Source organism: Nocardiopsis sp. TNDT3, assembly GCF_003427465.1.
Lineage (GTDB): Bacteria > Actinomycetota > Actinomycetes > Streptosporangiales > Streptosporangiaceae > Nocardiopsis > Nocardiopsis dassonvillei.
The window spans coordinates 1-12072 of the sequence record NZ_QPFC01000299.1; the positions used below are offsets into that span (position 1 = coordinate 1).

Annotated in this window: 11 protein-coding genes and 1 tRNA gene; 6 read left to right on the top strand and 6 right to left on the bottom strand. The window is 72.7% G+C overall.

Annotation, left to right across the window (positions count from 1 at the left end; genetic code table 11):
• Positions 1-182: 182 nt before the first annotated feature.
• A tRNA-Val gene (locus DQW06_RS08060) sits at positions 183-256 on the top strand.
• Between the two features lie 162 nt (positions 257-418).
• Here DQW06_RS08060 and DQW06_RS08065 read toward each other — a convergent pair.
• Positions 419-757 carry a PGPGW domain-containing protein gene (locus tag DQW06_RS08065; RefSeq protein WP_071623251.1) on the bottom strand — a complete coding sequence of 113 codons (339 nt, stop codon included), beginning with the start codon at positions 755-757 and terminating at the stop codon, positions 419-421.
• Between the two features lie 518 nt (positions 758-1275).
• Here DQW06_RS08065 and thrS point away from each other — a divergent pair.
• Positions 1276-3249 (top strand): threonine--tRNA ligase, encoded by a 1974-nt coding sequence (gene thrS, locus DQW06_RS08070; protein ID WP_013154282.1) that lies wholly within the window; start codon positions 1276-1278, stop codon positions 3247-3249.
• Positions 3250-3315: 66 nt separating this feature from the next.
• Here the strand turns inward: thrS and DQW06_RS29180 are convergent, their stop codons facing one another.
• From DQW06_RS29180 to DQW06_RS08090, 5 genes are all read right to left on the bottom strand, one after another.
• Entirely contained in the window at positions 3316-3477 is a 162-nt protein-coding gene (locus DQW06_RS29180) for a hypothetical protein (RefSeq protein WP_013154281.1), read from the bottom strand.
• Between the two features lie 91 nt (positions 3478-3568).
• On the bottom strand, positions 3569-4213 hold the full coding sequence (locus DQW06_RS08075) for a hypothetical protein (RefSeq protein WP_013154280.1): 645 nt from the start codon (positions 4211-4213) through the stop codon (positions 3569-3571).
• A gap of 453 nt (positions 4214-4666) precedes the next feature.
• Complete coding sequence (locus tag DQW06_RS08080; protein ID WP_013154279.1) at positions 4667-5824, bottom strand: acyl-CoA dehydrogenase family protein; 1158 nt, start codon at positions 5822-5824, stop codon at positions 4667-4669.
• Positions 5821-7929 carry a biotin carboxylase N-terminal domain-containing protein gene (locus tag DQW06_RS08085; protein ID WP_117198232.1) on the bottom strand — a complete coding sequence of 703 codons (2109 nt, stop codon included), beginning with the start codon at positions 7927-7929 and terminating at the stop codon, positions 5821-5823. The genes DQW06_RS08080 and DQW06_RS08085 overlap by 4 nt, the downstream gene beginning before the upstream one ends.
• A 7-nt stretch (positions 7930-7936) precedes the next feature.
• Entirely contained in the window at positions 7937-9562 is a 1626-nt protein-coding gene (locus DQW06_RS08090; RefSeq protein WP_013154277.1) for a carboxyl transferase domain-containing protein, read from the bottom strand.
• Between the two features lie 110 nt (positions 9563-9672).
• Between DQW06_RS08090 and DQW06_RS08095 the strand changes: the two genes are divergently transcribed.
• From DQW06_RS08095 to DQW06_RS08110, 4 genes are all read left to right on the top strand, one after another.
• Entirely contained in the window at positions 9673-10257 is a 585-nt protein-coding gene (locus tag DQW06_RS08095; protein WP_013154276.1) for a TetR/AcrR family transcriptional regulator, read from the top strand.
• A gap of 177 nt (positions 10258-10434) precedes the next feature.
• A complete protein-coding gene (locus DQW06_RS08100; RefSeq protein ID WP_117198233.1) occupies positions 10435-11034 on the top strand; it encodes a sulfite oxidase-like oxidoreductase in 600 nt (199 codons plus the stop codon).
• Positions 11034-11768, top strand: coding sequence for a ferredoxin reductase (locus DQW06_RS08105; protein WP_071622497.1), 735 nt, complete (start codon positions 11034-11036; stop codon positions 11766-11768). The genes DQW06_RS08100 and DQW06_RS08105 overlap by 1 nt, the downstream gene beginning before the upstream one ends.
• The gene (locus tag DQW06_RS08110; RefSeq protein WP_013154273.1) at positions 11765-12034 is read left to right on the top strand and encodes a DUF6510 family protein; all 270 of its coding nucleotides are present in this window, start codon (positions 11765-11767) and stop codon (positions 12032-12034) included. Before DQW06_RS08105 ends, DQW06_RS08110 begins: the two co-directional genes overlap by 4 nt.
• Positions 12035-12072: the final 38 nt, after the last annotated feature.

A 12072-nucleotide genomic window follows, 5' to 3' on the forward strand; every position in this document is an offset into this window, starting at 1 on the left:
CTCCTTATCACTGCGGGGATCGGGGGCGGGTGCGGACACTCCCGCGAACCCCTCGAAAGGTTAAAGTGACCTCCATCACATGGAACGGGGTCCGCCGAGGGCTTCCGTGTGCGTCGAGCACCCCCGAACGTGCGCTAGAGTCTTACTTGTCCGGCCGACAGGGCGGGCAGGCAGGAAGCTCAGGGCGATTAGCTCAGTTGGCTAGAGCGCGTCGTTCACACCGACGAGGTCACTGGTTCGAGTCCAGTATCGCCCACACGGCTCTGAGACGGTCCCACTCGGGGGTAGGTACCCCGGTGGGGCCGTTTTTCGTTCGTGCGGGGCGCTGCCTCTTTCGTGCTGGGTCCCGTCCCGTTCGCGCGGGTGCTCCGGCGGTCCGCGGCCGTGGTCGGCGGGGGCCGGTCGACTCCAGAGGGGCCTAGTCGGACGGGGTGTCCGGCAGCGGGTGTCCGCGCCGCACCGCCCTGCGCTCGCGCAGACGCCGGAAGAACTCATCCTTCAGGCGCATCCCGTACCGCTCGGCGCGGTGGAACCACACCTGGGCGGGCCGCACCACCTTCTGCGCCCACCGGAACTCCGTGCTGAGGATGACCAGCCCCAGGATGACCGAGGCCAGGCCCGGGCCCGGAACGACCATCATGAGCAACCCGGCCAGGATCACGACGACGCCGACGGTCCCCACGAGCACGCTCCAGGGCAGGCGCAGCGCGGGGTGCGTGTGCATGCGCCTGCGGAAGAGGCGCAGCCGCGCTCGCATCCGCCGCCACCTGCGCGCGCGGGTGCGGCGGGTGGGGGATGTCTCCGGGGCCGGCTGGTCGTTGGTGGGGCTCGGTGACATGCGCTCACAGTATTCGGTCGAAGCGAGTGGATGCATTCGGGTCGACTGGGGGCGATGGCCAGGGCATCTGTTGATTCTCACCGATCCTGACAGTGGGATCAATGGCCTTTCGTAAGGGTGTGGACAGCCCCACGAAAGGTGACGTTCCATGACAGATCAGCCCCTGTCTGGTCCCCTGCCCCGCCTGTGGGCGGTTCACGCGGGTACGCCCTGAAGAGTCCGAATCCCTGACCGAATCCCCGGCCGGACCCCGGGTCCGCGGCACCGGAACCCCACCGTCCCACCACGTCCGCCGCGCCGCCAGCGTGGTCGCGCGGCCTGTGGACAACCGGGGCGGCCCCGCCCCGGAGCCGCTAGCATCAGGAGGGAGTACACGCCCGGCCGCGCACAGCGGCCGGTCCGCGTTCGACATCATCCACGTCTTCCTAGGAGTCACCGTGTCCGCCGCGCCTGAGCTGCACATCACCCTCGCCGGAACCCCGCGTGCGGTGGCGGCGAACACTACGGCGGGCCAGGCTCTGGAGGCCGACGGCAGGACCGTCATCGCGGCGCTGGTCAACGGCGAACCGCGCGACCTCGCCCGGGAGCTGCACGAGGGCGACACCGTCGAGCCGATCGCCATCGACTCCGAGGAGGGGCGGGCGATCCTGCGCCACTCCACCGCGCACGTGCTGGCCCAGGCCGTCCAGGAGCTCTTCCCCGAGGCCAAGCTGGGCATCGGCCCGCCCGTGGAGAACGGCTTCTACTACGACTTCGACGTCGCCGAGCCCTTCACCCCCGCCGACCTGAAGAGCATCGAGAAGAAGATGCAGCAGATCGTCAAGCAGGGGCAGCGCTTCGACCGCCGCGTCGTCTCGGACGAGGAGGCCCGCGCCGAGTTGGCCACCGAGCCCTACAAGCTGGAGCTGATCGGGCTCAAGGGCGGCGCCACCGAGGCCGCCGAGGGCGCCGGTGTGGAGGTGGGCGCCGGTGAGCTCACCATCTACGACAACGTCCACCCGCGCACCGGCGAGCTGTGCTGGAAGGACCTGTGCCGCGGGCCGCACCTGCCCACCACCCGCGTCATCCCGGCGTTCAAGCTCATGCGCACCGCCGCCGCCTACTGGCGCGGCAAGGAGACCAACCCGCAGCTGCAGCGCGTCTACGGCACCGCCTGGGAGAGCAAGGAGGCCCTCAAGGACCACCTGACCTTCCTGGAGGAGGCGGAGAAGCGCGACCACCGCAAGCTCGGCTCCGAGCTGGACCTGTTCTCCATCCCGGACGAGATCGGCTCGGGCCTGGCGGTCTTCCACCCCAAGGGCGGCACGGTCCGCCGGGTCATGGAGGACTACTCGCGGCGGCGGCACGAGGAGGACGGCTACGAGTTCGTCTACACCCCGCACGCCACCAAGGGCACCCTGTTCGAGAAGTCGGGGCACCTGGACTGGTACGCGGACGGGATGTACCCCCCCATGCAGCTCGACGGCGGCCAGGACTACTACCTCAAGCCGATGAACTGCCCGATGCACCACCTGATCTTCGACGCGCGCGGGCGCTCCTACCGTGAGCTGCCGCTGCGCCTGTTCGAGTTCGGCACCGTGTACCGGTACGAGAAGTCGGGCGTGGTGCACGGCCTGACCCGCGCCCGCGGCTTCACCCAGGACGACTCCCACATCTACTGCACCAAGGAGCAGATGGCGGACGAGCTCGACTCGCTGCTGACCTTCGTGCTCGACCTGCTGCGCGACTACGGCCTGGACGACTTCTACCTGGAGCTGTCCACCAAGGACCCGGAGAAGTACGTCGGTACCGACGAGGTCTGGGAGGAGGCCACCGAGATCCTGCGCGAGGCCGCGCAGAAGCAGGGACTGGAGCTGGTCCTGGACCCGGCGGGCGCCGCCTTCTACGGCCCCAAGATCTCGGTGCAGGCCAAGGACGCCATCGGCCGCACCTGGCAGATGTCCACCATCCAGGTGGACTTCAACATGCCCGAACGCTTCGACCTGGAGTACACCGCGGCCGACGGCTCGCGCCAGCGTCCGGTGGTGATCCACCGCGCCCTGTTCGGCTCCATCGAGCGCTTCTTCGCCGTCCTGCTGGAGCACTACGCGGGCGCGTTCCCGGCCTGGCTGGCGCCGGTGCAGGCGGTCGGCATCCCCATCGCCGACGAGCACGTGCCCTACCTGCGCGAGCTCGCCGCCAGGCTGCGCGCGGAGGGCATCCGCGTCGAGGTGGACGCCAGCGACGACCGCATGCAGAAGAAGATCCGCAACGCCCAGAAGCAGAAGGTGCCCTTCATGCTGCTGGCCGGTGACGAGGACGTCAGCAAGAACGCGGTGTCCTTCCGCTACCGGGACGGCTCGCAGAACAACGGCGTGCCGCTGGACGAGGCGGTGGCCGAGATCGTCGCCGCCGTCCGCGAGCGTCGCTGACGCCCGAAGCGCACGCGAGAGGAGCGCCCATCCGGGATGACCGGGTGGGCGCTCCGCCGTCTCGGGTCAGCGCCGCTCGCCGGGCGCCTGGAACTCCTCCTCGTCGCGGAACAGGTCCGCACGGGAGATGCGCGCGGTCGCGTTGGGGTCCGGGGCGGTCGTCTCCTCCTCGTCGTCGCGGAACAGGTCCGCGCGCGAGATGCGGTGCGTCGCGTTGGGGTCACTCATGAGGGCGGTACTCCTTGTTGCTACGGGGGCAAGGCGAATTTTATCCGCCTCACGGGCGGGTCCGGGTGCCCGGACGTGCGCGTGAGGCCGCTCAGCGGCCGGGGGCGCGCCGTTTCCAGGCCTCGGCGGGGATCCGCTCCACGAGGGCGATCAGGTAGTCGGCGGCGGTCACGGCCCGGTCGGGATCCAGCCGCATGGCCGCCCACGTGAGGACGTAGTCCCCGCTGAAGCGTACGGGAAGGGAACGGGACCTGGGATCGGTCAGCAGCCACTTGGTGACCACGTTGTCGAGCACGGCCCCGGTGAACGCGGGATCGTTGCCCGTCGCGTGGAAGGCGCCGGCGAAGTCGTCGTCGGAGGCGTCCGGGTCCCACCTGCGCAGTATCTGTAGTTCGGCGTTGGGTCCGGGGGTGCGCACGGCCACCACGCGGTGGACGCGGCGGATCCGCTCCGTGCCCCTGCCCGCCGTGTGGGTCTGCTCGAAGGCGACGACCAGGTGCTGGCCCCGGCGGCCGGTGAGCACGTGCTGTGCGCGCGGGTGCGGCCCGAGGGCGGCACGGGGGAGTACGGCGTCCCCCAACGGGCTGGGGAGCTGTTCGGTGTAGGTCCACCCGCGTTCACGCGCCCATCCGCGCAGCTCGGTGGAGCGTTCCTTGCGGAAGTGCGCGGCGACCGCGATCGTGCCGGCCGACATGACGACGGCGACCAGCGCGATCACAGACAGGGCGCCTTCCATGTCTCCTCCGGCTGGGGGATGTGAGGTGGCCGTGGGCCGCGAAGAGCCCATCCTGAGCTGGCCGGGTCGGGAAAGTCGGGGACCCGCGCTGGCCGTACGGATCCATTCTGTGTTGATTTCGGGTGCTTGTCACCCCTTGTTGTTGTTTCGCGGTGACGCTGGGGGTTCGCGGCCTCGCGGTGTCCGCCCACGGTCTACCCCGAACGGACGCGGCGCCACCGTCACCGTGCGTCCCCGTCCGGTCACCACCTGCGCGAACGCCTTCCTCCGCGCGGCTCTGGGACCCTCCTTCGCCTGCCGCGCGGCCCTTCCCGCCCCCGCGGCCCCGACGGTGCGCGGTCATGCGGCGCACACGGAGGGTGAGGGATGTCCGGAACCGGCCACCGTTCGCCCCGTCCGTGCCGCGACCGCCCCTCGCGGGCCGATCGCGGCCGCGGCGCTCCCGGGGACCGCCTAGGCGGGCAGGCCCAGCTCGCGGGCGATGAGCATCTTCTGCACCTCGCTGGTGCCCTCGCCCACCTCCAGGATCTTGGCGTCCCGGTAGAAGCGGCCCACGGGGTAGTCGTTCATGAACCCGTACCCGCCGAACACCTGTGTGGCGTCCCGCGCGTTGTCCATGGCCGCGTTGGAGGCCACCAGCTTGGCGACCGCCGCCTCCTTCTTGAAGGGCTCACCCGCCAGCATGCGCGAGGCCGCGTCGTAGTAGGCCAGCCGCGCGGTGTGCGCACGCGCCTCCATCTCCGCGATCTTGAACTGGATCGCCTGGTAGGTGCCGATCGCGCTGCCGAAGGCGTGCCGCTCGTGGGCGTAGCGCACGCTCTCGTCCACGCAGCCCTGCGCCAGGCCCACCGACAGCGCCGCGATGGCGATGCGGCCCTCGTCCAGGATCCGCAGGAACTGGGCGTACCCGCGCCCGCGCTCACCGACCAGGTTCGCCTCGGGCACCCGGCAGTCCTCGAAGACCAGCTCGTTGGTGTCGGAGGCGTTCCACCCCACCTTGGAGTACTTCTGGCCCACGGAGAAGCCCGGCGTGCCCGCGGGCACCAGGATCGAGGAGATCTCCGGCCGCCCGTCCTCCCGGCGCCCGGTCACGGCGGTGACGGTCACCAGCGCGGTGATGTCGGTGCCCGAGTTGGTGATGAAGGACTTGGTCCCGTCGACCACCCACTGGCCGTCCTCCAGGCGGGCCGTGGTCCTGGTGGCGCCCGCGTCGGACCCGCCGCCGGGCTCGGTGAGCCCGAACGCGCCCAGCGCCTCACCCGAGGTCAGCCGCGGCAGGTACGCCTTCTTCTGGTCCTCGGTGCCGAACCGGAAGATCGGCATCGCGCCCAGCGACACCCCGGCCTCCAGGGTGATCGCCACCGAGGAGTCCACCCGGGCCAACTCCTCCAGGGCCAGGCACAGGGCGAAGTAGTCGCCGCCCATGCCCCCGTGCTCCTCGGGGAAGGGCAGCCCGAACAGGCCCATCCGGCCCATCTTGGCGACGATCTCGTACGGGAAGGCCTCCCGCTCGTAGTAGTCGCCGATGACCGGGGCGACCTCTTCGCGGGCGAACTCCTCCACGGCGGCCCGCAGGTCGGCGTGCTCGGTCGAGAGCTGGTGACGGTTCATGCGTGCGACTCCTCGCTGGTGGCGGGGGAGGGCGCGTCCGACGGGGTGTCGGCGGACGCGTTCGGAACGGGTTCGACGGTGACCAGGACGGCGTCCATGGGCACGGACGCGCCGGGGCGCACCGCCACGGCCGCGACGGTCCCGTCGACGGGTGAGGTGACGGAGTGCTCCATCTTCATGGCCTCCACGACGGCGAGCGGGGTCCCCGCGCTCACCGTCTGCCCCACCCGCACGGCGACGGAGAGCACCGTGCCGGGCATGGGGCTGCGCACGGTCCCGTCGGCGGCGGCGTCGTCCTCGCGCAGCGCGGCCGCGACGGGCTCCTCGTGCAGGCTCCAGGCGGCGCCGCCCGAGCCCAGCCAGCGGTGCGCGGTGCCGGGGTCGTCGGCGCGCGCGTAGGTGCGGGTGGCGTAGCCGTCGGTGACGGTGAGCCGGGTGCCGTCGGCGGAGCGCCGGGCCCCGAACGCGACGGGTTCCCCCTCCGCCACGCTCACCAGGTAGCGCCCGGGCTCCCCGTCGCGGCGCACCCGGACCGCGACGGCCTCGCGCCCGGAGAGCCGCAGCCGCCACGGGGTCCAGGCGGGGCCGCCCATCCGCCAGCCGTCCGGCACGGCGAAGCGGTCGGCGCCCGGCTCCGTCTCCAGGTCGAGCTGCTGGTCCAGGGCCGCGGCCGCGTACACCTCGTCGAGCGTCCGCTCGGGAGCCGGTGCGGGCGGGTCGGAGGCGATGAGGTCGGTGCTCAGGTCCCCGGCGACCACACGCGGGTGGCGCAGCAGCCGGCGCAGGTAGGCGGTGTTGGTCACGCAGCCCAACAGCTGGTAGGAGGCCAGCGCGGAGTCCATCCTGTTCAGGGCCTCGGCGCGGTCCGCGCCCCAGGTGATCACCTTGGCGAGCATCGGGTCGAAGTCCGAGGTGATCCGCCCTCCCTCGGCGATGCCCGAGTCCACCCGGACCTCGTGCCCCCGGGGTTCGGCGAGGGACAGGATCGGCCCGCCGGTGGGCAGGAACCCGCGGTCGGCGTCCTCGGCGTAGATCCGCGACTCCACGGCGTGCCCGACCCAGGACACGTCGGACTGGGCGAAGGGCAGCTCCTCCCCGTAGGCCACCCGCACCTGGAGTTCCACCAGGTCCACGCCGCGCTCGCCGCGCACCGCGACGACCTCCTCGGTGACCGGGTGCTCGACCTGCAGGCGGGTGTTCATCTCCAGGAACGAGAACGACAGGTCGCCGCTCCGCCCCGCCTCGGCGATGAACTCCACCGTGCCCGCTCCCACGTACCCGCACGAGCGGGCGGCGGCCACGGCGGCCTCGCCCATGGTGGCGCGCTGGGCGTCGGTGAGCAGCGGGGAGGGCGCCTCCTCCACCACCTTCTGGTGGCGGCGCTGGAGGCTGCACTCGCGCTCGCCCAGGTGCAGGACGTTGCCGTGGGCGTCGGCCATGACCTGCACCTCGATGTGGCGGGGCCGCTCCACCAGCCGCTCCACCAGCAGGGTGGAGTCGCCGAAGGAGGCCAGGGCCTCGCGCCGGGCGGCGGCGGCACCGGCCACCAGGTCGTCGGGGGAGTGCACGGACCGCATGCCCTTGCCGCCGCCCCCGGCGGAGGGCTTGATGAGCAGCGGGTAGCCGGTCTCCTCGGCCGCGCGCAGGAGTTCGTCGTCGCCCAGGGGCCGCCCGGGCTTCTCGGTGAACCCGCCCAGGACGGGCACGCCCGCGGCGGCCACGGTGTCCTTCGCGCGGATCTTGTCGCCCATGGCCTCGATCGCCGAGGCAGGGGGGCCCACGAAGACCAGTCCGGCGTCGGTGCAGGCGCGCGCGAAGCCGGCGTTCTCGGACAGGAAGCCGTAGCCGGGGTGCACGCCGGTGGCGCCGCAGTCCAGGGCCAGGGCGACGATCGCCTCGGCGTCCAGGTAGTGCTCCACCCGCAGCGCCAGGTCGGCGGCGAGGGTGTGCGGGGCGTTCGCGTCGGCGTCGGTGTACACGGTGGCCGGGCTGATGCCCATGCGGCGCAGGGTGCGCATGACGCGCAGCGCGATCTCGCCCCGGTTGGCGACCATGATGCGCGCGGGCCCGCGGACGCCCGGGTTGGTGCGTGGCGTTGTGGTCAAGGGTTCCTCACATCCGGAAGACGCCGTAGCCCACCGGCTCCAGCGGGGCGTGGCGGGCGGCGGACAGGGCCATGGCGAGCACGTCGCGGGTGTCGGCGGGGTCGATGACGCCGTCGTCCCACAACCGCGCGGTGGAGTAGTACGGGCTGCCCTGCTCCTCGTACTGGTCGCGCACGGGCGCCTTGAAGGCCTCCTCGTCCTCGGCGGACCACTCCTGCCCGCGCGCGGCCATCTGGTCGCGGCGGACGGTGGAGAGCACCGAGGCGGCCTGTTCCCCGCCCATCACCGAGATGCGCGCGTTGGGCCACATCCACAGGAACCGGGGCGAGTAGGCCCGCCCGCACATGCTGTAGTTGCCCGCGCCGAAGGACCCGCCCACGACCACGGTGAACTTGGGGACGCGGGCGCAGGCCACGGCGGTGACCATCTTCGCCCCGTGTTTGGCGATGCCGCCCGCCTCGTAGTCCCGTCCGACCATGAACCCGGAGATGTTCTGGAGGAAGACCAGCGGCACGCCGCGCCGGTCGCACAACTCGATGAAGTGGGCGCCCTTGAGCGCGGACTCGGCGAACAGGATGCCGTTGTTGGCGACGATCCCGACCGGGTGGCCGTGCAGGTGCGCGAACCCGGTGACCAGGGTCGTGCCGTACTCGGCCTTGAACTCGGTGAACTCGCTGCCGTCCACGATCCGGCCGATGACCTCGCGCACGTCGTAGGGGGTGCGCGTGTCGGCGGGCACCACCCCGTACAGCTCCCCGGGGTCCAGCGCCGGGGGACGGGGCTCGCGCACCTCCCACGCGGGCGGCCCGGGCGGGCCGAGGGTGTCGGCGATGCGCCGGACGAGGGTGAGGGCGTGCGCGTCGTCGTCGGCCAGGTGGTCGGTGACCCCCGACACCCGCGAGTGCAGGTCGCCGCCGCCCAGCTCCTCGGCGGTGACGACCTCGCCGGTGGCCGCCTTGACCAGCGGCGGGCCGCCCAGGAAGATCGTGCCCTGCTCGCGCACGATGACCGCCTCGTCGCTCATCGCCGGGACGTAGGCGCCGCCCGCCGTGCACGAGCCCAGCACCGCGGCGATCTGCGGGATGCCCATCCGCGACATCGTGGCCTGGTTGTAGAAGATCCGGCCGAAGTGCTCGCGGTCGGGGAAGACGTCGTCCTGCATGGGCAGGAACGCGCCCCCGGAGTCGGCGAGGTAGACGCACGGAAGCCGGTTGTGCAGCGCCACCTCCTGGGCGCGCAGGTGCTTCTTGACGGTCATGGGGTAGTAGCTGCCGCCCTTGACCGTGGCGTCGTTGGCGACCACGACCGTCGGGCGGCCCATGACCCGGCCCACGCCCGCGATCATCCCGGCGCCGGGGGCGTCCTGTCCGTCCGCGCCGTAGAGCCCGTACGCGGCCAGGGGGGCGATCTCCAGGAAGGGGGAGCCGGGGTCCAGGAGGAGGTCCACGCGGTCGCGCGGCAGGAGTTTGCCCCGCTCGACGTGCCGTGTCCGGGTCCTCTCCGGGCCGCCCAGGGCCGCGGTGGCGATCCGCTCGCGCAGCTCCAGGGCGAGGGCGCGGTTCGCCGCGTCGTTGGCGGCGAACGCGGGCCCGGCGGTGTCCACCGCCGTGCCGAGCACAGGTGCCCTGCTCATGGTGTCCTCTCGTGGAGGGGTGTTAATGCTCACTAACATCTGGGATGTTAGTGACTACTAACATGGGTGTCCAGGGCCCGGAGCGGCACCGGGGGAGGGGAGGAGACCGGATGGGGGCCAGACCCGCGGGCGAGCGGCGCACGGCGCTCCTGGGCGCGGCGGCGCGGCTCTTCGCCGAGCACGGTTACCGGGGGGTGTCCATCGACGACCTCGGCCGCGCCGTCGGCACGACAGGGCCCGCCCTGTACCGCCACTTCCGCGGCAAGCAGGCGCTGCTCGGCGCGGTGCTGGTGGACATCAGCGAACGCCTGGCGCGCCAGGGCGGCGAGCTGGTGGCGAGGGCGTCGGGCGCCGAGGAGGCGCTGGAGGCCCTGCTGCGCGGGCACATCGCCTTCGCCCTGGACGAGCCCGACCTGATCACGGTGCACGACCGGGAGCTGGGCAACCTCACCGACGCCGACCGGCGCCGGGTGCGCCGCCTCCAGCGCGGCTACGTCGAGCAGTGGGTGGGGGTGCTCGGCGAGCTGCGCCCCGACGCCTCGGCCACCGTCCTGCGCGCCGCCGTGCACGCCGTGTTCGGGCTGCTCAACTCCACCCCGCACAGCCGGGGCGAGCTGTCGCGGCGGCACATGGCGCGGCTGCTGCTGGAGATGGGCCGGGCCGCCCTGACGGTCCCCGCCGCCGAGCCCGACTGAGCGTTCGCCCCGAGCCGGTTCCGGCCGCCGTTCCCCCGTACCCGCGTGCTCCTCCGGTACCGGGCGCTCCCGCCCGCCGTGCCCCGACGGCCCATCCCGGGATTTGGCGCCGGTCATGCCCTGCGCTGACCCGCCGCCGGGTAGACAGGGCGCCAGGCACCGGAGAGGAGGAGCGCCATGAACGTGGTGAGCAGGGGTTTCCAGGGGCGCAGGGGAGGCGACCCCTCGCGTGTGCCCCCGGGGCAGTACGAGACCCACGACTTCCCCGTCCTGTCGGCCGGTCCCACACCGCACGTGGACACGGCCGAATGGACCTTCGCGATCGCCGACGAGGCGGGCGGCACGCGTTCCTGGACGTGGGACGAGTTCCTGGACCTGCCCCAGGAACGGCCCCGCGTGGACATCCACTGCGTCACCCGCTGGTCCAAGCTGGACACCGACTGGGCGGGCGTCAGCGTGGACACCCTCCTGGAGGACGTGGAGACCGCGGCCGAGTACGCCCTGGCGGTCAGCCACGGCGGCTACACCGCCAACCTGCCGCTCCAGGACCTCACCGACGGCCGGGCCTGGGTGGTGCACAGCTTCGGCGGGGAACCGCTGGCCCCCGAGCACGGCGGGCCCGCCCGGCTGCTGGTCCCGCACCTGTACTTCTGGAAGTCGGCCAAGTGGGTGCGCGGGCTGCGGCTGCTCGACGAGGACGAGCCCGGGTTCTGGGAGCAGGCCGGGTACCACGACTACGGCGACCCGTGGCGCGAACAGCGCTACCAGGGCGACTGATGGCGGCCTGGCGGCCCGCCGAACTGGTGGCCGACCGGTGGGAGACCGCGAGCGCCAGGACCCTGGTCCTGGAGGTGCCGGGGTGGCCCGGGCACCGGCCGGGCCAGCACGTGGACGTGCGCCTGACCGCCGAGGACGGCTACACCGCCCAGCGCGGCTACTCGATCGCCTCGGCCGCGGACGGCGAGCGCGTCGAGCTGACCGTGCAGCGGGTGGAGGGCGGGGAGGTCTCCCCCTACCTGGTGGACGTGTTCGCGCCGGGCGACCGGGTGGAGGTCCGCGGTCCGCTGGGCGGCTGGTTCGTGTGGGACGCCGCGTCGCCCGACCCGGTGGTCCTGGTGGGCGGCGGCTCGGGCGTGGTCCCGCTGATGGCGATGGTGCGCGAGCGGCGCCGGACGGGCGGCCGGGCCCTGTTCCGGGTGCTGTACTCGCTGCGCACCCCCGAGGACCGTTACTACCGGGGGGAGCTGGGCGCGCACCGGCCGGGCGACGGAGGGGTCGACGTGTTCCTGGCCTACACGCGCCGCGCGCCCGAGGGCGCGGTCCGGGGGCCGGGACGGCTGGGCGTGGCCGAACTCAACACCCACGGCTTCCCCGCCGAGTTCGCGCCGGTGTGCTTCGTGTGCGGGCCCACCGGCTTCGTGGAGACGGCGGCCGACGCCCTGGTGGCGCTGGGGCACGACCCCCGGCGGGTGCGTACCGAGCGTTTCGGCTCGGGTGGAGGTGGCGGATGAGGGAACCGGAGCACATGGACGCCAACGTGCTGGCCGGACCGCTGTCGGAGATCATGTCCGTGGACCTGACCTCGGCCGAGCGCCGCTGCTCGGTGTGCGGGGCGTGCGGGACCTTCGCCGAGCTGTACGTGACGACGGACGGGCCCGGCCTGGTGGCGAGCTGCCCGCGGTGCCGGACCCTGGTCCTGCGGCTGGTGCGCACCCCCGACAGCGTGTGGCTGGACCTGGGCGGCACCGGGGTCGTCCGGATCCGGCTCGGGCTCTGACGGGGTCCGGGGCGGGCCCCGCGGCCCGCCCCGGCCCC

What these genes read in the sequence shown, in the direction of transcription:
- DQW06_RS08090 (WP_013154277.1), bottom strand. Translation starts at nt 9,562, where the DNA reads ATGAGCAGGGCACCTGTGCTCGGCACGGCGGTGGACACCGCCGGGCCC.
- DQW06_RS29180 (WP_013154281.1), bottom strand. Translation starts at nt 3,477, where the DNA reads ATGAGTGACCCCAACGCGACGCACCGCATCTCGCGCGCGGACCTGTTC.
- DQW06_RS08095 (WP_013154276.1), top strand. Translation starts at nt 9,673, where the DNA reads ATGGGGGCCAGACCCGCGGGCGAGCGGCGCACGGCGCTCCTGGGCGCG.
- DQW06_RS08065 (WP_071623251.1), bottom strand. Translation starts at nt 757, where the DNA reads ATGCGAGCGCGGCTGCGCCTCTTCCGCAGGCGCATGCACACGCACCCC.
- DQW06_RS08105 (WP_071622497.1), top strand. Translation starts at nt 11,034, where the DNA reads ATGGCGGCCTGGCGGCCCGCCGAACTGGTGGCCGACCGGTGGGAGACC.
- DQW06_RS08075 (WP_013154280.1), bottom strand. Translation starts at nt 4,213, where the DNA reads ATGGAAGGCGCCCTGTCTGTGATCGCGCTGGTCGCCGTCGTCATGTCG.
- DQW06_RS08100 (WP_117198233.1), top strand. Translation starts at nt 10,435, where the DNA reads ATGAACGTGGTGAGCAGGGGTTTCCAGGGGCGCAGGGGAGGCGACCCC.
- DQW06_RS08080 (WP_013154279.1), bottom strand. Translation starts at nt 5,824, where the DNA reads ATGAACCGTCACCAGCTCTCGACCGAGCACGCCGACCTGCGGGCCGCC.
- DQW06_RS08110 (WP_013154273.1), top strand. Translation starts at nt 11,765, where the DNA reads ATGAGGGAACCGGAGCACATGGACGCCAACGTGCTGGCCGGACCGCTG.